This is a genomic window from Pseudoalteromonas aliena (genome assembly GCF_038155085.1).
In the GTDB taxonomy this organism is placed as follows: Bacteria; Pseudomonadota; Gammaproteobacteria; order Enterobacterales; family Alteromonadaceae; genus Pseudoalteromonas; species Pseudoalteromonas aliena_A.
The window spans coordinates 222,540-247,557 of sequence record NZ_JBAKAU010000002.1; the positions used below are offsets into that span (position 1 = coordinate 222,540).

At 38.7% G+C, this 25,018-nt stretch carries 21 protein-coding genes and 1 pseudogene; 11 read left to right on the plus strand and 11 right to left on the minus strand.

Features of this window, described 5'->3' with window-relative positions:
• Positions 1–50: 50 nt before the first annotated feature.
• Positions 51–1,265, minus strand: coding sequence for a hypothetical protein (locus V6260_RS03790; RefSeq protein ID WP_033021802.1), 1,215 nt, complete (start codon positions 1,263–1,265; stop codon positions 51–53).
• Positions 1,266–2,038: 773 nt separating this feature from the next.
• Here V6260_RS03790 and V6260_RS03795 point away from each other — a divergent pair.
• The 6 genes from V6260_RS03795 to V6260_RS03820 all read left to right on the plus strand — a co-directional run bounded on the left by V6260_RS03795 (position 2,039) and on the right by V6260_RS03820 (position 13,029).
• Entirely contained in the window at positions 2,039–3,277 is a 1,239-nt protein-coding gene (locus tag V6260_RS03795; RefSeq protein ID WP_341592748.1) for an AAA family ATPase, read from the plus strand.
• A 15-nt stretch (positions 3,278–3,292) separates the two neighbouring features.
• The gene (locus tag V6260_RS03800; protein WP_341592749.1) at positions 3,293–4,255 is read left to right on the plus strand and encodes a transcriptional regulator; all 963 of its coding nucleotides are present in this window, start codon (positions 3,293–3,295) and stop codon (positions 4,253–4,255) included.
• A 405-nt stretch (positions 4,256–4,660) separates the two neighbouring features.
• Positions 4,661–7,807: a DEAD/DEAH box helicase gene (locus V6260_RS03805; RefSeq protein ID WP_341592750.1), complete on the plus strand. Its 3,147-nt coding sequence runs from the start codon at positions 4,661–4,663 to the stop codon at positions 7,805–7,807.
• Between the two features lie 872 nt (positions 7,808–8,679).
• Positions 8,680–10,146: a DNA recombination protein RmuC gene (gene rmuC / locus V6260_RS03810; RefSeq protein ID WP_341592751.1), complete on the plus strand. Its 1,467-nt coding sequence runs from the start codon at positions 8,680–8,682 to the stop codon at positions 10,144–10,146.
• An 847-nt stretch (positions 10,147–10,993) separates the two neighbouring features.
• On the plus strand, positions 10,994–12,154 hold the full coding sequence (locus V6260_RS03815) for an aldo/keto reductase (RefSeq protein WP_341592752.1): 1,161 nt from the start codon (positions 10,994–10,996) through the stop codon (positions 12,152–12,154).
• A 197-nt stretch (positions 12,155–12,351) separates the two neighbouring features.
• Positions 12,352–13,029, plus strand: a complete 678-nt coding sequence (locus V6260_RS03820) for a haloacid dehalogenase type II (RefSeq protein ID WP_341592753.1) — start codon at positions 12,352–12,354, stop codon at positions 13,027–13,029.
• A gap of 66 nt (positions 13,030–13,095) precedes the next feature.
• Here V6260_RS03820 and V6260_RS03825 read toward each other — a convergent pair whose 3' ends face one another.
• Positions 13,096–13,971 (minus strand): LysR family transcriptional regulator, encoded by an 876-nt coding sequence (locus V6260_RS03825; protein WP_341592754.1) that lies wholly within the window; start codon positions 13,969–13,971, stop codon positions 13,096–13,098.
• Between the two features lie 114 nt (positions 13,972–14,085).
• On the opposite strand from V6260_RS03825, the gene V6260_RS03830 reads away from it, so the two are divergent.
• Positions 14,086–14,586, plus strand: a complete 501-nt coding sequence (locus V6260_RS03830; RefSeq protein WP_055018988.1) for a lactoylglutathione lyase family protein — start codon at positions 14,086–14,088, stop codon at positions 14,584–14,586.
• Positions 14,587–14,682: 96 nt separating this feature from the next.
• On the opposite strand, the gene V6260_RS03835 is transcribed toward V6260_RS03830, so the two are convergent.
• Both V6260_RS03835 and V6260_RS03840 read right to left on the minus strand, forming a co-directional pair.
• Positions 14,683–15,921 (minus strand): ABC transporter permease, encoded by a 1,239-nt coding sequence (locus tag V6260_RS03835; protein ID WP_341592755.1) that lies wholly within the window; start codon positions 15,919–15,921, stop codon positions 14,683–14,685.
• A complete protein-coding gene (locus tag V6260_RS03840) occupies positions 15,915–16,625 on the minus strand; it encodes an ABC transporter ATP-binding protein (protein WP_341592756.1) in 711 nt (236 codons plus the stop codon). Before V6260_RS03840 ends, V6260_RS03835 begins: the two co-directional genes overlap by 7 nt.
• 79 nt (positions 16,626–16,704) lie before the next feature.
• Between V6260_RS03840 and V6260_RS03845 the strand changes: the two genes are divergently transcribed.
• Together V6260_RS03845 and V6260_RS03850 are read left to right on the plus strand one after the other, a co-directional pair.
• The gene (locus V6260_RS03845) at positions 16,705–17,283 is read left to right on the plus strand and encodes a DUF3299 domain-containing protein (protein ID WP_055018986.1); all 579 of its coding nucleotides are present in this window, start codon (positions 16,705–16,707) and stop codon (positions 17,281–17,283) included.
• Position 17,284: 1 nt separating this feature from the next.
• Positions 17,285–17,728: a hypothetical protein gene (locus tag V6260_RS03850; RefSeq protein WP_341592757.1), complete on the plus strand. Its 444-nt coding sequence runs from the start codon at positions 17,285–17,287 to the stop codon at positions 17,726–17,728.
• An 89-nt stretch (positions 17,729–17,817) separates the two neighbouring features.
• On the opposite strand, the gene V6260_RS03855 is transcribed toward V6260_RS03850, so the two are convergent.
• From V6260_RS03855 to V6260_RS03885, 7 genes are all read right to left on the minus strand, one after another.
• Complete coding sequence (locus tag V6260_RS03855) at positions 17,818–17,985, minus strand: SEC-C metal-binding domain-containing protein (protein WP_149592827.1); 168 nt, start codon at positions 17,983–17,985, stop codon at positions 17,818–17,820.
• 24 nt (positions 17,986–18,009) lie between these two features.
• Positions 18,010–19,638 (minus strand): HAD family acid phosphatase, encoded by a 1,629-nt coding sequence (locus tag V6260_RS03860; RefSeq protein ID WP_341592758.1) that lies wholly within the window; start codon positions 19,636–19,638, stop codon positions 18,010–18,012.
• Entirely contained in the window at positions 19,625–20,668 is a 1,044-nt protein-coding gene (locus V6260_RS03865; RefSeq protein ID WP_341592759.1) for a GTP-binding protein, read from the minus strand. The genes V6260_RS03860 and V6260_RS03865 overlap by 14 nt, the downstream gene beginning before the upstream one ends.
• Positions 20,658–21,218 carry a DapH/DapD/GlmU-related protein gene (locus V6260_RS03870; RefSeq protein WP_341592760.1) on the minus strand — a complete coding sequence of 187 codons (561 nt, stop codon included), beginning with the start codon at positions 21,216–21,218 and terminating at the stop codon, positions 20,658–20,660. The genes V6260_RS03865 and V6260_RS03870 overlap by 11 nt, the downstream gene beginning before the upstream one ends.
• Positions 21,219–21,249: 31 nt before the next feature.
• A complete protein-coding gene (gene folE2 / locus V6260_RS03875) occupies positions 21,250–22,173 on the minus strand; it encodes a GTP cyclohydrolase FolE2 (RefSeq protein WP_341592761.1) in 924 nt (307 codons plus the stop codon).
• Between the two features lie 17 nt (positions 22,174–22,190).
• Positions 22,191–23,525, minus strand: coding sequence for a dihydroorotase (locus V6260_RS03880; RefSeq protein ID WP_341592762.1), 1,335 nt, complete (start codon positions 23,523–23,525; stop codon positions 22,191–22,193).
• Between the two features lie 61 nt (positions 23,526–23,586).
• A complete protein-coding gene (locus V6260_RS03885; protein WP_341592763.1) occupies positions 23,587–24,123 on the minus strand; it encodes a ZrgA family zinc uptake protein in 537 nt (178 codons plus the stop codon).
• Positions 24,124–24,306: 183 nt separating this feature from the next.
• On the opposite strand from V6260_RS03885, the gene V6260_RS03890 reads away from it, so the two are divergent.
• Together V6260_RS03890 and V6260_RS03895 are read left to right on the plus strand one after the other, a co-directional pair.
• Positions 24,307–24,459: a hypothetical protein gene (locus tag V6260_RS03890; RefSeq protein WP_425355701.1), complete on the plus strand. Its 153-nt coding sequence runs from the start codon at positions 24,307–24,309 to the stop codon at positions 24,457–24,459.
• A 187-nt stretch (positions 24,460–24,646) separates the two neighbouring features.
• Positions 24,647–24,949, plus strand: a pseudogene (locus V6260_RS03895) (GNAT family N-acetyltransferase); the annotation flags it as partial.
• Positions 24,950–25,018 lie beyond the last annotated feature (69 nt).

Sequence of the window (25,018 nt, forward strand, 5' to 3'; positions counted from 1 at the left end):
CTATATGTGGCCTTTTTAGCTAGGTGTTTAATTGTTTAAAATAATGCTTTTTATTTTTCTACTATCTCTTCAATTTTATCTTCATCAATTAAAACTGCATTCTCAACGATACGTTTACCGCCTTGAATTTCTATGCGTTTATTGTGTTTGTTTAATGTAAGTATCTCATCGCAAAACTGATCTGATGGATGCATTTCATATGTGTAGTCGATAATATTTCCGGTTTTGTCATCTTTTACATTTGTTATGCTGTATTCAGATATAGCCCCTTTCTCGATCAAATCTTTCATTGTTGTAGTCATGTCGCGACGTAATGCTTTTAATTTATTCTCAGTAATGTCGTCGGTAGAATAAATAGAGCCATACTTTTCCATAATAGAAAGTAATCTAAAATGATACGTTTTACCTGGCGCCGCATACCGCCAAAGATGATACAAACGCAACATCATCCAACGTGATAATCCGCGTTTTAATTCTTGCGCACTATTAAAGTAATATCCTTTGTATTCAAGGTTATCAATCATGTTATGAACAAATGCATTTAAACATGCAACGCATTTAACATTACCACCTTGACCTTTTTTACCACTAAAGTGTAGCGACGATAAAAAGTTCATATTTGACTCATAAAAAGAGTCGTCAATGTCTGAATTTTTAGTGTCGGTCGCGGAATATTTAAATGAAAGTTTAGAACCTTGAAGTGCTTCTAATGATTCTTTGATTGCTGGATAAGGCATTGACTGCCCTACCGCTTTAAGCTCCTGTGCTAATTCGTTCATAGAAAAAACGACCGCATATTGAATACCGGACTTAAAATTAATTTTTACTATTTTGCCTTTAGAGGCTAAACGAATAAGTGCACGCTCTACTTTTTCTTCTCTATCTGATGGCCAAACTAAGTATTCAACGTCTTCACCATCTTTGCGTGTACTGACAACAGCGGGAGTTATTTTAATTTCGCCATCATATAAAATACCATCTACTTTTTCAGATATTTTACGCGTTATTATCGTTTTTTTAGGTGCTTCTTCTAATGGCAATTTTTTATGGCCAGAACGTACAAAGCGACCCCACAAATCGTAGTGATTAAATGTGTTAGAGTACGCACGTAATCCATGAGCTGCATTTTCGATTGAAATTCGCACGTCTTTATTATCTGTAAACAGTGCTAGGCTTTCGTTATCGATTGCACTTTCCACCCCGTGGATTTGGCCCCTTAGTGTATCGGGCAAGTTATCTACCGAGATGTTGACCTTTCGGCTCATTGTTCTAATTTCCATTTTTATTGTGACAGCTAATAACAACACATAAAATGACAAAAGTTAAATGTTTAAGTTAGTATAAAAGTGATCTAAGTTTAAATAAAACGCTCAGATCAATATTTTACTAAGGTTAATGTATTTATCATGATTTTAGATCACTATTTTACTAACCGTAAGCTTACAAATCTAATTTTTACTAACTCAGGTGTTATTTTGTCCATCAGATTTGTTTTTTTTGTAAATTTAGCACGACAAATTAGCCCTAAACTTTTCATCCCTGTGGATAAAGGCTCATTGAGTTAGCATAGATCTGATCTGTACTTACTACAGATCAGATCTATACCAATTAAAGTCACATTTTAAAGCACTGCCTGGTGTATAACTTTATAATTTACTTAGTAAAAATCTGATCTGCCAAGCCGTTTTTGTTCATAACTAGTGGAGTAACTTGTGGATAACTCTATATTTAAAATATAACTTAGTAAAAAGGTGATCTAAAGGTAGATAAAGATCTGATCTTAACTAAGTAAAAAGCTGATCTGCTTTTTTTTTTATTATTTATAATAATCATAGCGTTACATATAGATTATATACCCCTAACCTTTATTACCTTATATATTTAACCACCTTTAAACTTCTTTATTTATACTAAGCAATATTAAAGATGTAAAAATATTTTTAAATGTCTTGTTATTAAAATGCATGTCGTCTTAAATAGTTGTTTACAGCAATTTGAATGGACATTATACTAAATGCCTAACTTTGAGGAATAAAGTATGTCTATCAATAATAACGCGTTAAATACCTATCGGCTTTTAAAAGCAACTGCCGAAGTAGCTGAAAAATCATTAGAAGGTCGTATTCAGCACTATCGTGCTCATCTTAAATCAGAAGAAAAAGAATTAAGAACTTATACGCAAAAAGCAGCTGCCGATTTATTAGGTTGTAATAATCGTACTTTAAAAAGACGTCATGACAATGGTGACTTTGATGATTTAAACATAAAACGCGGCGCTAATGGACATTATGCTTACACGTTAGTAAACATTTTTGCTATGGCTGATATTATGGATATTAAACCAGATCATCGTAGTGGTGATGACAAACTGCAAGTTATTGTCATTAATTCTCTCAAAGGTGGCTGTGGCAAAACAACTAGCATGGTTAATATTGCAGCTGCGTTGGCAACCACAAATATTAAGCGCTATCGCATTGGTATAATTGATTTAGATCCTCAAGGTTCGTCTTCAAGTTTTTTTCCTTCAAACGAGCACGATCCAATTACCGTTGGTGATTTAATGCGTGATTGCATAGATTTAGATGAGGGCGAAACATGGCCTGAATTTGTATCAAACTCATTTTTATCAACCCATATTCCAAATATTCGTGTATTACCTTCTGGTATGGATGACTTTTACTTTGAGCACGAAACTGCAACAATACTTAAAGACACCTCAAATTATGAGCAAACCCGTCATTACCATAAGTTGCTTGAAAAAGTAATTGACCCAGTTAAAGATGAGTTTGACATTATATTAATTGATACAGCCCCAACCCTTAATTTTATGTTTTATAACGCTTTAATGGCATCTACAGCTATGCTTATACCGGTTCATCCTGAAGCTGTTGATTTTGATGCTAATAACAAATATTTAAAGCGATTAGGCGAGATTTATCATACAGTAGCGGCCCTTGGGCATGAAGGCTGGGACTTTATGCAGTTTTTAGTGACCAACTATGTAAAAGGTAACCATTCTCAACGCGATATCGTTAAAGATGTTCGTAGCGCATTTGGCCGGCAAGTTATGAGCTACCCAATTAATCACAGTTCTGCAATCACAGCTAGCTCATCGTCTTTTAATACTATTTTTGATCAAAAAGCGTCAGATAGTTTAGCTAGTCGTGAATCTTTAACAAGAGCCCAAGAAAATATTAAAGATGTTGTCGATGAGCTTGAAATGCTTATTCGTTCAAACTGGCAATCAACCCAATCAACTCTCAATTCCCCTAAGTAAGGATGTTAAATTAAAATGGCTAAAAAACGTAAAAATGACACCCGCTTAGACCCATTTGCAACGGCTGTAGGCAGCAGTAGTCTAGATGCTTTATTAGAACAAGCCAATGCAGGTGACGTAATAAAAATGCCTGCTCCAAGCGATCCTGGTCGACAAATTACACTTGTTTGTAAAGTGATCGCACACGCTGACATTGAGTCTACAACAGGTGTATACGGTAAAAACCGCCGTGTGCAAGCACTTCTAAACGAAAAATCAGTATCGGATATTCTACCTGCTATTGCAGAGGATGGCCGTAATCAGCACCCCGCGTTACTTTGGGACCAAGGTGATAAAAGCTTGGTTTTAGCGGGTTCCCGCCGTCGTATGGCCTGTATTTTAGGCAACGCTGATTATTTAGTACTTAGTTCAAGTGACTTTACTGAGCAAGACGCTAAAATTTTAGCTGTATCTTCAGATCAATATATCGCTCCAAGTTTATGGGAGCTAGGACAAGCTTACCAGCAAACTAAAAATGAGCTTATTGAACAAGGTAAAAAAGGATCTTATAGAGAGATTGCTGCAATTGAAGGTGTATCGCATACTGCCATTGCAGATGCTGTTAAAGCATATGAACAAATACCTGCTGAAGTTATTGCACTCTACCCTACTGCGAATCACGTAGGTCGCGAAGTCGCTAAAAAGCTCATGAGTGCAAAGGAGAGAGACCAAGAGGCGTTTAATCAACTTGTTAATAATCTGTCTAGAGATGAAGAGCTAAATGCCATTACAAGTGACGACAAGCGTGCAATGGCAATCACCAAATGCCTAACTGCTGAACCTCAAGTTGCTGTTAAGCGTGAAGCTGTACTTGAAAATAAGTTTGTATCGGTACAGCGTAATTTAAAAAGTGGTGATGTGTCTATCAAAATTGATAATAAAGTGATGACAGACAAACGCTTAGAACAATTAACTAAGCTATTAAGTGCATTTAATTAGTTAGTTAAATAATGATCTGTCAGACATGTCTACTTAGTTAAATACTGATCTGACAGATTTTTTGTTAGTAAAAATCTGATCTTTACTAGCCTAATCCTATCTTCAATAGTCATATTTCCTCTTCAAGATCACTTTTTTACTAACTAATCGTCCTCTTTTAGCTATTTGCTCTTGGTTTATCATTATCGTTAGTAAAATTGTGATCTATAGCGTTTCGTTTAATCTTTATATTTGTATGTAGTGCTTAATGTTTTACGTAATTTTATATACATTTTTACCTGTAAACTGATTTTTTACTAAGCTATCAGCTCCAACCAGTTTATATCTTGTTAATAGTGCTTTAGCTCAGAGCACATAAGGCATATACTGGCAGAATTATTTTTAAAATTTAACGCTTAGAGTGACATGTCTGCTAACTTATCAAAAAGTGATTTAATGGCTATTTTTGAAGAAATTAAAAATGAGCAGGCTACCCAGTTTCCTCTTTCTGAACGCTTTATAAAAAAACTTTTCCGCGAAAATGTCTTAGATAAAGGCAAAGAGTACTACAAGAAAGGTCAAATCACTTGGCTAGAGCATACCCCTAACTTTTCTGTTGTAGACTCTACCGTGCAAGTGGATAACGGATCATCATTTAACCAACGTATTGAGATCAGTAAAGTACCAACTGGTTATTCTGTTGATACACACTGTACGTGTAATGCAAAAACCAAATGCCGACATTTAGCCGCTATTTTGTTTAAGCTTAAAATAGAGCACTCGGGTGAATACGGTGAAGATTATTTTATTAATGACTGGTTTAGTGAATTAAGCGTTCTTAAAAGTGGTGATCAACATACACCGTCTCAAGTATTATTATTTGTATTAGATATTGAAAATAACAAAGTATTTTTAACACCTAAAATAGCTAATTTTGAGACTAAAAAGAATTACACGTTAGGCCGAAATCTCACTGAGCAACAGTTAAATAGTTTCGTAACGCCAAATGATTTACTCGAAAGTGATTTTAGACTATTTAGTTGGATACGTTCACAAAATGCAGTAGGCAGTATTGAGCTAAAAGGCCAATGGGGCTTTAGTGCTCTACAACAATTGATAGCTACTGAGCGCTTGTTTTTTCAGCGCTCTCGCGTGCCAATTAAAGCGCAATCTGGCCAAGCATTGAGCTTTAGTTGGGAGCAAGATAAAGATCTATCACAATTAGTTATTAAGCTTGAGCAAACCCAAAACTGGGCTTTATTAAAAACAACACCGCCTACTTATCTCGATTTAGATCATTTAAAAGCGGGTCGTCTTCGTACACCATTGAGTGCAGACGAAATAGCGCATTTACAAACTATGCCTGCTTTGCATGACGCTAATTTTGACAGAATATATAAACAACTTGCTGATAACTTTGGTGCAGGTGTTATACCGCACCCTACTAACTTGCAGCCAGCGTTACCTAAGCTATCTAGTAACGCTGTTTTAAAAGTAACAATGGACGAGCAAGGTTTATCGCTTTCACTGTTATTTAAGTATAAGAATAAAAATTATTTAGCTGGTTCTGCCCCAGCAAGTACTATAAATAGCGCATTTGAAAACACCGTAACTAACGAGCTAATCAATCTAGGGTTTGAATTTTGTAAAGGGGGTTTACAAAGTGAACTTGTATTTACAAAGCAATCTCCTATCCATTTGCATTGGCTAATATACGAAGTATTTCCCAGCCTTAAGCAGCGTGGTTGGCAAGTCAGTGTAAGCAAAGTAACAAGCCCTAATCCGCAGTGCGAAGTGAGTTTACATGTACACCGAGCAGCTGGGCATCAAATGCACTGCAAGATATTGTTGTGTGACGCAAAAGCAGCGCTGTTGTTTACTAATGCAGATTCGCTTTATCAGTCATTGAATCGCCAAAGTGAACTGTTTTATTACTACCCGCTTGGTCGTCAATTTGGGGTGATTGATAAGTCTGCCATTAACTTACTAAACGAATTTAAAGAGCGCTTTGAATTTGTAAAAACACGAGACGAATTTAATATCCCGCTTTCGTATTTACCTGAATTAGTAAAGCACACAGCTATTAACGTTGAGCTTCACGATGATTCACTTGAGCTATATTTACAAGAGTTAAATAATACTGATAAGGCAATGCCTAAGGTTTCATTACATGGTTTAAATGACTCAGTAACACTCCGTGAGTACCAACAGCAAGGAGTTGATTGGCTTAGCTTTTTGAAACGTCATCAATTAGGTGGTATTTTAGCTGACGACATGGGATTGGGTAAAACACTCCAAGTTATTGCATTTTTAGCGAGCACATTTAACCGCCCACAAGCAGGCCCTACACTTATAGTATGCCCAACTAGCTTGGTGAGTAATTGGAAAAACGAAATTACTAAGTTTGCTAAAAGTTTAAAAGTAACCACTATTTTTGGAGCAAATCGTAACGACCCTCTACAACACTTAGCACAAGCGCAATGCATTCTTACTACATACCCGCTTTTAAAGCGTGATATTGCATATTATTCGCCATTATATTTTGAAAATATAATTCTTGATGAAGCACAATACATTAAAAACGATACCGCGCAGGTTTCGCGATTAGTTAAACGCTTAAATGCTGACTTTAAACTTTGTTTAAGTGGTACTCCAATCGAGAATAATTTACTTGAGCTTAAATCGTTACTCGATTTTGCTATGCCATCGTTACTTGGGTCTCAAGCCCACTTTAAGCAGCATTTTCAAACACCTATTGAGCGCGAAGCTGATATGCAGAGAGCTGAGCAGCTAAAAGCGTTAATTATGCCCTTTATAATGCGCCGCACTAAAGCACAAGTAGCGCAAGAGCTGCCTGAAAAAACAGAGCTAACAAAAGAGTTTGAGTTTGAGCCTAAGCAAAAAGAAATGTATCAAGGCATTACACGTTCATTAGAAGAGAAGCTAATAGACTTATTTGCCGAACAAGGTGTACAAAAAAGTAAGCTTGCATTTTTAGAGGCACTTTTAAAGTTAAGGCAAATTTGTTGCCACCCTAAATTAATAGACCCAGATACTCAAGCTGGCTCCGCTAAGCTTGAATGGTTAACAACACACTTACCGCTTATGCTAAGCCTTGGTCGTAAGATTATTATATTTAGTCAATTTACATCGGCACTCGATTTAATATCCCAACGTCTTGAAGAAATAAACATTAACTTTAGTATGCTTACAGGTCAAACGCGTCAACGAGATAAAGTAATCGACGAGTTTACCAATGGTAAAACCTCCGTGTTTTTAATTAGCTTAAAAGCCGGCGGAACAGGCCTTAACTTAACACAAGCAGATACAGTTATTCATTTTGATCCATGGTGGAATCCCGCAGTAGAAAAGCAAGCGACTGATAGAGCCTACCGTATTGGCCAAACTAACCCTGTATTTGTTTATAAGCTCATAATGAGTAATTCAATAGAGCAAAAGGTATTTAAAATGCAGCAAGACAAACAAGCTCTTGTTGATGCATTATTTACTGATAAATCAATGAGCTTTACAAAGTTTGATGAGCAGCAAATGTTGTCATTAATTAAAAACTAAAAAAGATCTAAAAAGTTTTGATCTTTTTATGAACTTAATTAAAAACCGGACGTCTATTATTATGCTTGTTGATTAATTGCAGTTAACACAAGCATCATGTTGATTTCCCATTTAGTTACTAATTTTAGTAATAATTAAGCCAGCCCATTTTGAGTTGGCTTTTTTTATGTCTAAAATTTAGCGTTCAGCACTTATTTTAAAAGTTTTTATTTTTTTATGAACTTAATTAAAAAAGACGCGTCTACTATTTTGCTTGTTGATTAATTTCAGTTAATACAAGTTTTCATATTGATTTCCCTATTTAGTTACTAATTTTAGTAATGATTGAGCCAGCCCATTTTGAGTTGGCTTTTTTTATGCCTAAAATTTAGCGTTTAATTTTTATTTTAAAAGTTTTGATATTTTTATGAACTTAATTAAAAAAGACGCGTCTACTATTATGCTTGTTGATTAATTGCAGTTAATACAGGTTTTATGTTGATTTCCCCCTATTTGATTACTAATTTTAGTAATGATTAAGCCAGTTCATTTTGAACTGGCTTTTTTTATGGCAAAATTTATTTAAATTAACCCGTATAAAAATAAATGATCTGCTGTAAATTAATTCGAATTAATTATTTTGTTATCCGGTCTACTCAAATGCCTGTTGTTATATAGCCTCACCTAGTAATATTAGTTATTTTGGTGATTATGTATTTGAGTTGCAGCTTGCTCGGGCACATGTTGATTTTCCCTTTGATTACTTAATTTAGTAATATTTGACCAGCTTATTTTGAGCTGGTTTTTTTATGTCTGTAATTTCTTAACTCCCCTACTTCTGTTGTTGGTTATTGGTTATGATGGCATGTCTCTAAATTTTATAAGTTTATTTTATGCTCACTCAAGTACTCACTAATATTGATTGGCTAAGCGCTGGTGCTGGTGTTGCTCTAGGCACCCTATTTTACGGTGCTGTATCAACACGGCTTCGCAAAAAGCTACATCTACAAATAAGCGAACAGCAGCAACAGCTTTCCCTATTACAAAACCAATTTGATAATAAAGAGCTGCAATACACCGCCTTGCTAGAAGATCATGAATTGCTAGAACATACTCACCAAGAGCAGCGTGATGAAGCGCAGCATTTTAAAACGCGTTTTAGCGAACAAGAAAAACAAAGCATTCAATACAATCATTTTTGGCGTAAAGCCGAAGGCGAGCTGGCAGCGCTTCGTGAACAATATAATCAGCGCGATGTTGAATATAATAATATGCGCACTACCCTTGAGCAAAAACAGCAAAACTTTAGCGAGCAACTCGCGCAAATTGAACAAAGTAAAAATACGCTCAAAAAAGAATTTGAAAACCTAGCCAATAAAATTCTAGAAGAAAAATCACAAAGCTTTAAAACCTTAAATCAAGAAAGCATTGAGCAATTATTAAAACCAGTTCAAGGCGAGCTAAAAGGCTTTAGAGAAAAAATGGAATCAATGCAGGTTGAAGATATAAAACAACGCACTGCGCTTAAAACCGAGCTACTGCATTTGCAAGCTAAAAGCCAAGCTATAACAGATCAAGCCGATAAGCTCAGTAACGCCCTACAAGGGCAAAAGAAAACCCAAGGTAATTGGGGCGAACTCATGCTCGAAAACGTGCTAGATAGCGCTGGCTTACGTGCTGGCGTTGATTATAAGCGCGAAGTGTCGTTTAACACTGAAGATGGCCGTTTGCGCCCTGATGTAGTTGTGTACTTACCACAAGGTCGTCACTTAGTCATTGATGCTAAAACATCATTAAATGCTTATACACGCTACGTGAATGCTGAAAATGAGCTAGATGCTAATCAAGCAATTAAAGACCATGTAAGCGCTGTTACAGCGCGTATTAATGAACTTGCGAGTAAATCGTACGACCGCTTACCAGGTATTAACTCACCAGAAGTTGTGGTTATGTTTGTACCAATAGAATCAGCTTTTGTAGAAGCGCTTAAATATCAAAGCGATATTTACCAACAAGCAATCGAGAAAAATATACTGGTAGCCACACCTACTACGCTGCTGACTAGTTTAAATATTGTTAAACAGCTTTGGCGTTTTGAAGAGCAAACTAAATACTCTAAAGAGTTGGCAAATCGAGCTGAGCGCTTTTACAACAAGCTCAATGGCTTTTTAACAAGTATGGAAGGTGTTGGTAAACAACTCGATCGCGCAAAAGAAAGTTATGATAAAGCGTTCTCTCAGTTATACCGTGGTAAAGGTAACTTAATTAAACAAGCATCAGAATTTAAAGAGCTAGGTGTGTCGGTTCAAAAAGAACTACCTAGTGAGAGCGTAGAACGTGCTCAATTAGAATTAGATTAACCCTTATTTATTTTTATTTAGTTTATGTAAGTTAAATCTAAGGATATTTATGAATAATAAGATTGTAGGAATTGTTTTAATCGTTATAGGTATCGCTTTAATTACGTAGGGATATGATGCGGCGGCTTCGTAGTTAAGCCGTGCATTTAGTGGCGACACACTAATTAGAAGCATGGGGTATTATTGGCGGTGCCATCTGTGTGTTAATCGCTATTAAAAAGCTCAAGTAACCTGAACTTGAAGAATAGCTCTATTTTAAGCAGCTATTTTCAGCGTTAACTAAGTTGAATTTAGTTGTAATAGACTTCACTGCACAGTGTTACTTGCCAAGATAAAACTCTCACAGTGCTTGCCACCAATGGCATTGTTGAAGAGGCAAATACGCCGTGTATTGCAAGGCAAACCTTTAAGAATAAACACTTCAGTAATATTTACCCTAATGACTTCAACTACGCTCGGTTAAATTAGCCAAGTGTTGCCGCAATCGCTTTGCTAGTGAGATTATTCTTGACCTTTAATTTATTACGGTTTTGTTTACTAATTTGTACACATCTAATAAACGTAACCATTTTTATGTTGTATAAATGAGTATTATAGCGTGCACCAATTTGGAAGTTTGCTTTTTTATCAAGCTATTAAAGCGCACTGTTTTGTACATTTAAAAGCACTATACGAGTAAAGAAAACAATCCGTTTTAAATGTTAATTCAAACGCGTATTCAGCGCTTGTTAATTTGATTATCTTATTGATAGTATTATAGTTTATTGTCTCCTCTTTGCTTGAATTTGGTTGTTATTTATACTAGCTTGTAGCGTAGATATTTAACCTAATCAAGGAGAATAGTTACATGGTATCTCGCAGAAATTTTATTAAAGCAGGTGCAGCTTTAGGTATAGGATCTATTTTTAGTGCTTCAGCGCTAGCTGAGCAACTAAAGGTAAAAATGTCTCAAGGGCAGCTTATGCCAACTAAGGGGCCAATCGATAAAAGTGCAGCCTTGCCCACCAATGATGTTACAAACGCTAAACACTATCGCCCTGAAGCAAGAATGGGTTTAGGCGGACTAGCCGCTGGTAACGGTTTTAACACTATATCTAGCGATGCAGAAATTCTAACAATGTTAAATGCTGCATGGGACGCAGGCATACGGCATTATGATACTTCTCCGTTTTATGGTTTGAGTCTAAGTGAAAGGCGCTTTGGGGACTTATTACGTAATAAAAAACGTGAAGATTATGTTTTATCTTCAAAAGTAGGCCGCTTACTTACACCTTCCGCTGAGCCTTTAGAAAATAGCTGGCACTGGGCCGATCATTCACCGTTTCATTATAAGTATGATTATTCAGCCTCGGGCACGCGTCGTTCAATAGAAGATACTCTACAAAGAATTGGCGTGGCGTCGCTTGATATTGTTTATATTCACGATTTATCGCCTCAAAATAGTGATATGGGCGACGATTGGCTTAAATACTTTGATCAAGCCGCTAAAGGTGCCATACCTGAACTTACTAAAATGCGTGACGAAGGAATAATTAAAGGCTGGGGTTTTGGGGTAAATACTCCTCACGCAGTTTATAAAGCGCTTGATATGTCTGATCCCGATATTTGTTTATTAGCGCTGCAGTATTCAATTTTAGATCACAAAGAAGCGCTTAATAAAACATTCCCAATGCTTGATAAGCGCGGGATCTCAGCTGTTATTGGTGCTCCTCTTAATGGTGGCTTTTTAACAGGGCGAAATCGTTTTAATTATTCACCTAAAATTCCAGCGCCTATGCAGCAAAAATACAATGCCATTAGCCAAGTGGCTACAAAGCACGGAATTGATATTAAAACAGCAGCGCTGCAATTTGCAGAAGCGCCTTCTACAGTGGCTTCAATAGTGCCTGGTGCACGTACTGCCGATCAAATTAATGCAAATGTTGCGTCAATGAAGGTAACCATTCCAGATGCATTTTGGAGTGAGTTAAAAGCCAAAAATCTTATTGAGCAAAACGCGCCAGTATAAAACTTATCTATGAGGTGTGCTAAAAACTAAGCGCACCTTTTTTATGCCTACCTAAACGCCCCGCTTTTTCACTGACTACCTACATAAGCTGAACTCTGGTTATATAGTGTTTATTAAATTGAGCGTTCGTTCAAAATAAGTTAAGCTGTAAGCAAGTACTCTAAAACCAACTTAATTTATTTTATTGCGGAGCAAACATGGCAACCACACTCGCATTTGACGTATACGGCACGCTTATAAATACTCACGGCGTACTTTCATTACTTGAAGATATGATTGGTGATAACGCGCAAAACTTTTCAAATACTTGGCGCGAAAAGCAATTAGAGTATTCATTTAGACGTGGATTAATGCAAAATTATATTCCTTTCTCACTATGTACAAAACACGCACTAGATTACGCCTGCTTAGCACACAAAACCGAGCTAAGTGAAGATCAAAAAGGGAAACTGTTAGAGCTTTATAAAACGCTTCCTGCGTTCGATGATGTAAAAGCAGGCCTTGAGCAACTAAAAGCAAAAGATTACCGTTTGTTTGCATTTTCAAATGGCGCTGCTGATGCGGTAAATAAATTGCTCGAAACCGCTGGCATTAGTGAACTTTTTGAAGGTGTAGTAAGCGCCGACGACGTTAAAACCTTTAAACCAAACCCAGGGGTTTATAGTCACTTTTTACGCGAAACCAATTCAACAGGTGCAAACACATGGCTTATTTCGAGCAATCCGTTTGATATAACCGGCGCTATTTCGCATGGCATGCGTGGTGCGTGGATAAAGCGTTCTGAGGATTCTATTTTCGATCCGTGGGAAATACAGCCAAATACTATTGCAACCGATTTACTCGATTTAAAAGCTAAATTAGAAAGCGTTAATTAATTTAACTACATCCCCTTTATGCCCGGTATTAAATTCTACATTGTCGGTGTAAAGGGGGTTTACGTTTTAACTATTTACTCCCGCCTTTATTAGTTCAATCACTGTATTCATGCGTTTTGCCATTGGTCTATTTCGGTGATGGCACACATAAATATTTTCGCTGATTGGATTAGCTAAGTGATGCGTTTTAATAAGCGCAGGTTTATTAAATGCGCTAACAGCATGCGCAGGTAAAACCGTAAAACCCAGCCCTAAACTTACCGGCTCCAGTATTAAACTTATTTGGTTAGAAAACCCCGTGCGCTTAATTTGATCAACATGTTCAAACTCACTGTAGTTTTCGCTTAGTAGCAGCTGCGCGTGGTGTTTTGCATCGGGGTGGCCAATAAAGCCAAGCTCACATAAAACCTCCCACGTTGGGTTTTTAATATGTGCGGGAGTGACCAGTAGTAAGGCTTCATTACCAATTTTGTGGCTAGTAACTTCGCTAAGTGTGGGGGCTTGAGTTAAAAAGCCTATGTCGGCACTGTGGTTTGCTACGGCTTGCTCTACGCTTATATTGGGTGCAAAGCGATAATCAATATTAAGCTCGGTATGCTTTGCCTGCAGCGCTAATAACTGGCTATAAAATTGTAGCCCACAACTACCTGGCGATTGTATTTTTACTAGGCCGCTGTAAGGCGAATCATCTTTTAATTGTTGTTCTAAAAATTGCCATTCTTTTAATAACAAGCTGCCTTGTTGATACAAATTTTGCCCATGTACGGTAAGGGTAAATTGTTTGCCGTGGCGCTCTAATAGCGCGCAGTTTACTTGCTGCTCTAGCTTTTTAATGTGCTGACTTACGCCTGATTGAGTCATAAAAAGGCGCTCGGCTGTTTGGGTAAAATGATTTACCTCAACCAAAGTACAAAACGTGTTTAACCATGTTGGGTTTATCATTACAAAACGTACTCAAAATGATGATTAATGATAATTTTACTTAATAACTGCTGATTCGTAAACTAACTCCATCAACTCGTTACAAAACAAGCCGCACGTTAAAGAGGACATATTATGAGTCATACATATCCACGTAGTTTTTCGCACATTGGTATTTCAGTACCGGATGTTGAAAAAGCCGTAGAGTTTTACACTAAGGTGATGGGCTGGTACACCATAATGGAGCCTACCGTGATCACTGAAGATAACAGCCCCATTGGCGAAATGTGTACCGATGTATTTGGTCCAGATTGGGAAAAATTTAAAATAGCGCACCTTTCAACAGGCGACCGTATTGGTGTAGAAATTTTTGAATTTAAAGACCAAGAAAACCCTAAAGACAATTTTGAATACTGGAAAACCGGTATCTTTCACTTTTGTGTACAAGACCCAGATGTTGAAGGCTTGGCGGACCGTATTGTTGCGGCAGGTGGTAAAAAGCGTATGCCAGAGCCACGTTACTATTACCCTGGCGAAAAGCCATACCGCATGATCTACATGGAAGACCCGTTTGGTAACATCCTTGAGATTTACAGCCACAGCTACGAGCTTATATACAGCGCAGGCGCTTACTAAACTTAGCTCGTTTAAAAAAGTTTAACTATAAACAAAGGCCGCAGTATTAAATACTGCAGCCATTTTTTTACTACATGGTTAAATTTGTAAAAGGTACTAATTCTTAGAGCCGAGCGAGCTATGTAGGGCATTTTTATAGGCCTCATACGCGGGTATAGCTGAGGTAATAATAGCCGCAACAGTAATAACGGCGATTACTTTTAAAGTCTCTACATTAAGCATGTTTGCATTTAAAAATAAGCCATAAGTAGTGCCTAACCAATCACCTAAAAGCCACAAGGTTAAGCTAAGTAAAGCCGTTGCAGCTATGCTTGCCAGTATTACTAAAATTAACGCCTCTACCAGTACTAAGCTAAAAATAATGCCTGGCCCAGCGCCCAATACACGTAGCACGGCAATTTCGTTTTTACGCTGCGCCATAGAGGCAAGTAACATGGTTGATAAGCCAAATAACGACGATACCAACACCAAAATACCAATAATGCGTAATAGGTTTTCAACGGTTGCCATCATTTGCCAAAGCTCGGTCATGGCAACACCGGGTAACACAGCCATTAACCTGTCGGCTTTATAGTTGCTTATATCGCGCTGTAATTTAAAGGTTGAAAACTTAGACTTTAAACCCAGCATTACTGCAGTAATGCTCTCAGGTGTGGTGTTTACCGAGTCTACATTATTAAGTAATTTAGCTTGTTTTGCCGGTGATAAATGTATGGCCTCAATGGCGTTTAAGCTTACATGTATGGTTTTATCAACCGGCGTGCCTGTTGGGCTAAGTATGCCCTTAATTATAAAGGGGGTGTTGTCGTGATGGGTAAAGCTCGTGTTACCAATACCATGAGCAATCACTACGCTGTCGCCAATTTTATAATTGAGCTTTTTAGCTACATCGGCTCCTATTACCGCTTCAAATAATGTATTAAATGGCTGGCCGCTACTAAAAGTAAGTGGTTGCTTAGTGCCGTATTTAAAGTGTTCAAAATAGCTGTTATTGGTGCCCATTACTCTAAAACCACGGTGCGAATCACCTAACGAAATGGGAATTGCCCATTTAACTAATGAGCTGCCTTTTAGGGTTTCATAGCTTTTATAATTAATATTACTGGTGGGGCTGCCCATTCTAAATACCGAATAAAGTAAAAGGTTTAACTGCCCGCTAGGTGCGCCCACAATCATATCTACATCAGAGATGGTTCTGTTAAAGCTCTCTTTGGCCTGCTGGCGAATATGCTCAACACTTAACAGTACGCTTATACTTATAAGTAATGATAAAAAAGTAAGTATGACCGATTTACGTCTACTGGCTAAGCTGCTCCATGCTAACGATACTAGCATTTGCTGCCCTCCTCTTTTAAAAGTGAAGCTACATTTACGTTGCGCTCAAAAAATTGTTGTAAGTGCATATCGTGACTTACAAATACAAGCGTTATGCCGTGTTGCTTACATAAATCAATTAGCAGGGTCATAAATGCATCTCGCGATGCGGCGTCTAATGCTGAGGTGGGTTCGTCAACTAATAACAGTTTAGGTTTATTTATTAAAGCGCGGGCAATGGCCACACGTTGTTGCTGGCCAACACTTAATGTATTAGCTGCTTTTTGCAAAATAGTCGTCGGTAATTTAAGCGCTAAAAGCAGAGCGCTCGCCTCTTGCTCTATTTGCGTATTGCCCGTTTTTGCAAAGTAGCTAGCAAGTTGAATGTTTTTTAACACACTTAAGTACGGTATTAAATTAAATTGCTGAAACACCACGCCAATATTTTGCGCTCTAAATTTGTCGCGCTTTTTTGACGAAAGCGTTGAAAATGCTTGATCAAGCAAGGTTATATCGCCACTTTGCGGTGTGAGCACCCCGGCTAATAAGTTAAGTAATGTGGTTTTACCTGAGCCAGATTCGCCATGTAAAAATACCTGCTCTCCCTGCTTTACTTGCCAAGTAGGAATATAAAACGAGGTTTTATCGGCTTTGTGGTACTTATAGCTAAGTTGGTTAATATGTATGGCTAAGGGAGTAGAGGCCGCAGAAATTGTATTAGGCACGATGAGACTCCTATGGTTTGATAAGTGTTGATATGTTATAACGTTTTTAGTTAAGCAATAAGCTAATTGAGATAAAAACATGTCAAAATATGTAACTAACATGGTTGCTTGGTGTGTTATTGCCGTGGCCAGTTTAGTATTTACTTGTGAGTCAGCGGCTCAAAGTACAAGCTACGAAGAAATAGAGTGGATTCAGTTGATGCCTAAAGATGATTTAGACGCGCTGTTAAATCCGCCTGAATACTTAGAAGAGATTGTAGATGGCTCAGAGCAAGACACATTAAATAGCCTAGACGCTAAAGCGTTTGATAACGAGCAAGATAAACGCTACCAGCAAGCTTTAAGCTCAGTACGAGTGATTGAAAGTTACAATAATAAAAAGCTGCGTATACCTGGCTTTATAGTGCCGCTTGAATCAGAAGAAGGTAAACGTATTAGCGAGTTTTTTATTGTGCCTTATTTTGGCGCGTGCCTGCATATGCCTCCGCCGCCACCTAATCAAATAATCTACGTTAAGTTTGATCAAGGTGTTGATCTTAAAAGCCTGTATGACGCATTTTGGTTTGAAGGCACACTGACGATAAACACCGTTGAAAACGAATTAGGCACATCGGCTTACCAGCTTAAGTTAGACAATGTATTACCGTACGAGGATTAAAGTGAAATACATAAATATAAAACGAGGATTGTGCGGTTTAGCTTTTTTGAGTTCTTTAGGCGCTGGTGCGTGTGAGTTTCATGCGGGCGTGGGGTTAAATCAGTTTCATCCTTTTGCTCGGCAACACTTTCAGCCTCCTATTTTACAAAACTTCTCGTTTGAACATGCCAAACAAGCGCAAGTAAAAGTGGGTAACCCCAGCACGGCAAGCTTTAGTTACTTAGTACCTAAACGTTACAGCGCGGTAAGTGTAAAATTTGTTGCCCCTAAAAATATTAAATTAACTGGGGCTGCTTCTGTACAAATTGCCAGTACCCGCGGTATTCATCGTTTAAAATATGTGGCAAATAAGGCAGGCAATAGTGAAATTGTTATTCAAATTAACGGTATCTTAAATGCAAAGCCCTTCACGCTTGAACAAAAAATAAGTGTGGCGGCCAGTTGATATAACTTACATTTAGGTTAAATACAAAAAGGGCTAACGTAACGTTAGCCCTTTTTTTATGCCTAAATTAAAAGCAGCTTTGCTGTAATTTATGCGTTTTTACCACAACACTTTTTATATTTACGGCCGTTACCACATACACACGGATCGTTTCGCCCTACCTTTGGCGCATCACGTGTCACAGGGCTTTGCGGTGGTGGGCAGCAGCTTGTATTGCTGCAGCCTGAGCCTGTTGGGGCTGGTGATTTTTCGGTCATATTACTCTTCCTTTTTAATAGTATTTACCACGAACCATACATAGGGTTTGGTAGTAAAAATAATGATTTACCAAGCTTGGGTTGTAGCGTTTTTATATTGGCGCTTTCTTGTGTTACGCCGCTAAAGTCTTCTATGTTATCCCCCACTTGAAATTTAATAACCTGTGGCTGCTGCCAGTTATTATTTTGCCCACTTGGTGAAAAACAATCAGCTGTGCCTTGTGTTACTTGTTGGCGGCGCAAGTCTTTATCGTTAATAAATTCGTTGTTATTAACGGCGTTTTTGTCAGCCTCTGAACGGCCAATTAAACAGGTGTTTTTAAGTGTGACAGGTAACCCTACTGCTTTTAAATTATTCCATGTGTGCAAATCGTTTTGCTTATTACGGTTAGTAACAAGCGCTATTTTTCCACCGTGTTTATACACTGTTTCTATAAACGATTTAGCACCAGGTACCAGTGTGGCTTTTTCGCTTGCAACCCATGCCTGCCAAGATTGTGGTGTATATCCTTTGCCGTTAAGCTCGGTTTGTTTTTGATAAGCTGAATTATCAAGTACGGTTTCATCAACATCCATCACAGCTACCCAATTACGTGCTGTGTCTGGCAATTGCGTCACTGCTGCTTTTGCTTGTTCATAGGTTGTAGTTGCTAGTGCTTTGTACTCTTTACTGGTTGTTTGCCATAACACTGCTGATGAAAGTGGGTGCGCATTAGCAGCAAGTGAAACCGATACAGCGCAGTGGTCACTCAACATGGCTTTGTTATCCATATTTTTGAATTTATGCATCTGGGCCGACGCTTCAATATTTTGTGCATTCATACCGCCAACAATAATGTGATCGATAGGCGCCGGGTAGCGTGCTTGGCACCCTAATAATTGGCTGGTTGTAATACGAGTTGAGCGCTCATCACTTAATAAAGTGCGGGTTAGCCTATTGTAAGGTGCTGATATACGGTGGTTAAAATCACCTAATATTACGTAAGGCGTACCTGCTGTTTCGTGTTTTTCAACCCAGCTATTAAGCACTGGTGCTTGTTGTGCATAGGTTTTACACGCGGGTGAGTCGCTTTTTAAGTAGTCGTCTACAAAACAGCCGCTTTTCATATGTACGTTAAGTATATCGGTTGGCCCTTGTTGTGTATTAACGGTTATTTGTAATCCGTAGCGCAGCCCTGCTCTCGCTAATCCTAATTGGTCTATAGGAGCTGTATTGAGTACAGGTATTGCTTTTTTTACTGCAAAGGCTACTTTTTGCTGGGTAGATAAAGCCCCCGTTTGTCGGCACGTATAGGCTTTGCTGTCTGCTCGGCTAGACATAATTAGTTGCCAGTCGTCTTCAGAGAATATTTGCTCTAGCGCCTCTTTAGACGCAACCTCTTGTAGGGCGATTACATCAGCATTTAAATTGTTTGCGTAAGCTTTCATTGCTGCTATTTCGCTTGGCGTTCTGGCTCTACAGCCTGTATCTATTGGGTATGCAAGGTGCTCAACATTCCAAGTCGCTATTTTTAAAGCAGGTAGAGTTTGAGCTTGTAGCTGCGAGGCCGGCTGCGCTGAAAAACTTTCATTAGTATTGTTAGCTTGGTTAGATGTACAGCCAACACTAAGCGCACTGACTAAAGCAATGGTTAATGTATTAAATGTGTTCATGGTTGGATTTCTCTGAGTTGGTTTTATTATGAATTAAGCAGTTCATGAGTTGTTGCGCCCACATAAAGTTAATTTGTATCGCTATTATTTCTATACGGCTTTCTTGGCAATCGTTTAAGGGGGTAACGGTTAAGGTTTGCTCTGCTAGGTTAAAGCCTACAAACCCTTCGTTTGTTTTTATAACAGCTTTAATTCGCTCTACTTTTAAGTTGCTAAACAAAGCGTGCAGCGCGGTTTTACTAAATATGTGTGCTGCACTAATACGCCAGCCAATACTTTGATAGCCTTGAGCGCTATTTTCAATGCACAGTATGCCATTTGTGGGTAACGGCGCTTCGCGGGTATTAAGGCCTGAGTTTGTATGAGCATGCGCAGTGCAAGGCGCTGGTTGATTATAGCCGCACTCACCTTGTAACAACTCAGGCGCTATTTCACCTTGTGTAGTAAATACAATTTGCTGTGTTTGGTTTGCGCGCCTTATTACGTAATCAGTTAATTTTTCAGCGTCATTATGAGCGTATAAATCGTGCTTGTTACCTACAATAATATCTGCAATATCAATTTGCTGATTAAACGTAGCATGGCTTGTATAGCGCGAGTCGTTGAGCTTTCTGGCATCAACTAAAGTAATTGTTTTTTGTAAGCTCAGTACATTTTTATAATGCGATGATGAAAGTGTTTGTAATACTTCTTTTGGGTGGCCAAGGCCTGTGGGTTCAATTAAAAGCCTATCTGGGTTTGCTTGTTTTAGCAGCTGATTAAGTGCAACTTGCATTGGCACGCCGGCGGTACAGCACATACAGCCACCGGGTACTTCGCGAATAGATACACCGCTGTTTGGGTTTTGTTGCCCATTAAGTAGCGCACCATCAATACCTACTTCGCCAAATTCGTTTACTAATACTGCCCAGCGTTCAGTACGTGGTTTGGTTTTAAGTAGCGATACAATAGCGCTGGTTTTTCCGGCACCTAAAAAACCACTAATAATATTAGTGGGTATTGCCTTTAGCGTTTGCTTATTAGAGTTCATTAGCCAATTTCTTGTAACCTTTTACCAAATCGTGATTTGCAGAGACCACCGATTCAGAAAATGTTGAATATTCTGGCGGCACTTTGCTTATGCTGTTTAAATCAAAGCCGGGTTCTATATTGGTCATTGGCGGTACATGAAAATCTTTAGGTAAATCTAATCCATCAACAACGCAGTTATGCCTAACTACACACCCATTTCCCACATGCGATCTAAATACTACCGAATTAAAGCCAATAAATACATCATCCCCTACGCTGCACGGGCCATGAATAATAGAGCGATGCGCTATAGACGTGCGCTCACCAATGGATACAGCGGCACCCGATTTAGAATGTATAACCACGCCATCTTGTATGTTTGAATTTTTTTTAATAATAATTGGCTGCATATCGCCGGTGTCGTCTACTTCATCGGCGCGAATAACCGCATAAGGGCCAATAAATACATTGTCTTCAATGATTACTTTGCCACACACAATGGCTGTTGGGTCTATAAATGCGCTTTGTGCGACGCTTGGCATGTGGCCACTTGGATTTTTTCTTAACATTTTTATCCTACTAAATATGCAAATTAAGGTTTTAAATAACACGTTGCTGCGAAAACTTTCGGTCGTACACAACAGCGTTGTGAGCGTGTAAGCTTTCTTGGTGTTCAACTTTAAAGTGGTAGTCGCAAATGTTGGTTTTTAGCTCTAAGGCCTGTTTGATTCTGCGGGCGGCATCTTCGCAAAAAAGTAAGTTTTCGGCATTAAGCTTGGCAAATGCTTGCTCGTCTTCGCGCTTTACTGCGGTTTGAACAGGCGTACCAATCGCACTTTCTAGCTGTGTAATAAGTGCAGGTAAGTCAGGAAGCTCTTCACCTTTAATACGCATTGTTATGTACGCGTATGAGCGCTGGCTGTGTGGTGTAGCAATACTGCCTTGCTCTGATGATAGCCACTCTAGCAATGCGTTTTTATCAACGTGCTGCTCTGTAAATTGCTCTGCAACGGCATCGCTTAATGCTTTTCGTGAAAGCGCGGCTGAGCACGGGCACGTGCTTGAATAAGCAATAGTAAGGCTAAGCTCGGTATTAATTTCACCGTCTTCAATGGTTTTACATACATTCACCGGATACGCCTGATACCCCGACTGATTTGATAACAGCGCAGGCTTATTAAGTGTTAACTCAAAGGCTAAATTTACTTTAGCGCTTAGGCTTAGGCCTTGCTGAGAGTGCAGCATAGTATTTAATAACGCTGTTAAACTTTCGCCTGTTAAAGGCTGGTTTGCAAGCTGTTCTTTAAGCAGCAAATATAAACGCGACATATGTATGCCTTTGGCTTCGGCTTTATTTAAACTTACAAATATATCGGCTTTGGCGTGCGTATGGATAGGTTCGCCATCGTGTGGTAAAACATGCAAAGGCAGCGAAATTCCTTCCATCCCTACCCATTGTAAAGGTTGTGCATTCAAAGAGTTATTCTGCGAAGTAATATCTGGCAAATGGCTTTTAGCATTCATAAATTTAACTATTCCAATTAACGATTAAAAACAAGAGGCATGGCAGGTTTGCTAGGTTTAGAGACTGTTTTGCCATCGTAAAGGCGCTCGCCATTAACCCACGTACTTACTATTTTTGATGAAAACTCAACGCCATCAAAAGGCGTCCAACCGCAAAGGTAGCGGCAAGAGTCGTGGCTCACTTTTGTGGTTTGCTGTGTACTTACCAGCACTAGGTCGGCGTAGTAGCCCTCTTTTATAAAGCCGCGTTTATCTACTTTAAAACGCAGCGCGGGGTTATGTGCGGTTTTTTCTACCACCTGTTCTATGCTTAAGCGATTATGTTTAACGTGTTCTAGTAAGCTTAAAAGTGCGTGCTCTACTAAGGGTAAACCTGCTGGCGCATTAACATAATCGGTTTGTTTTTCTTGCCATGTATGCGGAGCGTGATCGGTGGCAATAATATCTATTTGATTATTTTTAACCGCGTTTATAAGCGCATCACGATCGGTTTTAGCTTTTATGGCAGGGTTACATTTTATTAAGTTGCCTAAGGCGGGGTAATCTTGCTCGCTAAAATATAAATGGTGTACACAGGCTTCTGCGGTAATGCTTTTATTGGCTATATCGCCTTTAGTAAATAAGCTCAGCTCTTTTTCGGTGGTTATGTGTAATACATGCAATTGCGTATTGTATTTTTTAGCAAGCGACACCGCATACGACGATGAGGCATAACAAGCTTCTGCGTCGCGTATTTTTGGATGGTCGGTAATGCTAGGCACAATGCCTTGTTGCTCATAGCGCTGATTGTTTTTGCTAATGGTTTTACCATCTTCGCAGTGGGTAACTATAAGCACAGGGCATTCGCGAAATATCCCCTCAAGTGCTTGTGGGTTCTCTACTAATAAATTACCGGTAGAGGCGCCCATAAACACCTTTACGCCACATACTTTTTTAGGATCGAGCGCTTTAATATCATCTAAATTGTGCTCGGTTGCGCCAAGGTAAAAAGAGTAATTGGCATAAGAATGCTGCTCGGCTATGGCGTATTTGGCCTCAAGCGCAGCTTTGTTTGTGGTTGAGGGGTTAACGTTAGGCATTTCCATATAACTTGTAATACCGCCGGCCACTGCTGCGCGCGACTCAGTTAATATAGATCCTTTATGAGTAAGCCCTGGCTCTCTAAAATGCACTTGGTCATCTATCATGCCTGGGAGCAAGTACGCGCCTTTTGCGTCAAATACATCATCGTTTTCGCTCGGGGTGATATTAGCAGCAATGCATTCAATAAATTGGTTGGTAATGCGTACATCAGCACGTTGCGTTTTACCTTCGTTAACTATTTGGGCATTTTTTATTAGTTGGCTTTTCATGCTTACAGCTCTTATTTAGTCAGCAATGTATGTTTAATAGGTGTGAGTTGGCGGCTAAATATTAGCTTTGCCAATTAATAACAGGATTATTGCGCGTCGCTTCTGTTGAGCCTTGCCCCGTATTACTAATCCATTGCACGTTAAGCGCATTCAGCGAAGGCATTAAGTTAAATAACGTGACCGAAAAGCCCACAACCGGTGTTTTGCAGTTAAAATTGTAGGTGGCTTCAACATTATGATGATCGTGCTCATCGTGCTCATCGTGCTCATCGTGCTCATCGTGCTCACTGTGGCTGTGAGCAAGTGAGTTTTCGGTGCTTTGTAAAATACATTGCCCTTTTATATCAATAGCGTGGCTACTATTTTTTAATTGCTGAGCGAGTACGTTAATGGCATTTTTATCAGATGAGTTAGCAGCTTGATGTTCAAACCCTAGGGCATCGGCAGCCGGAATAATAAACTGCATTTGCAGCACATTGCCCTCTTGAGCAATAAGTAACTCACCTTCTCCATGCACATGTTTTTGCGCATGAGCTTGGGCACTAAAGCCCAACCCTAATAGCAGGACAACGCTCAGCCCCTGAGTAACCACTTTCATAAACTAACCCTTACTTAAATAGAGCTAAATACATCAATTGTTATAATATAACATATTGATAGTATCCTAAAAAGATAATAATTAAGGGCATTTAACTAATGGGTTGGTAAAGCTATTTATTGTTTATAGGTACAGATGCTGGTAAGTTTTAGCTATATAAATAATTTATTTTTAAGGAAAAACATGACACTGTCATTGGAAGATATCACCGCTGATAATTACGAAGCCATATGCGATTTAGAGGTTACTAAAACTCAAGAAGAATACGTGGCGTGTAATATGTGGTCGTTAGTAGAAGCGCACTACAATAGCGGGTATACCTGTAAAGCGAATTAACCTGAACTCTGGATAATAAATCTATCTCAAGCAGCTATTTTCAGCGCTAACTGCGTTGAATTTACTTGCAATAGGCTAGCTATTGCAAGTAAATTCGCCTTGTTTTCACTGGAAATCTCTGGCTAGAGAGAATAAGCATAAATATCACTTTTGACTCAATACGTTAGTAAACCTCTTAACCAAAGTTCAGGTTATTTACTTAAATGCTGTGCCGGTCGGTTTTTTTATGTGGGTGCAAGAAACCCCTACAAAGGTTTCTATTTGGCGCTTTATGGTTGATCAAACTCATCAAAATAAAGGCATTGGGCGCAAAGCACTGGCTATGGCAATTGAAGAGATTAAAACAATTTCTAAGCTTGAACAAATCGAGATTTGTTATAACCCGCAAAACCCAATAGCTAAAGACTTTTATTCAAGCTTTGGGTTTGAAGACGTTGGCCTCGATGAGGATGACGACGATATGTTAGCGGTTATTAAAATTAATAGTTAACTCATCATAAGTAGGTCGCTAATTTTAAGGGATGATAGTTGTTAAATTAAATCTGACAGCTGTGTATGT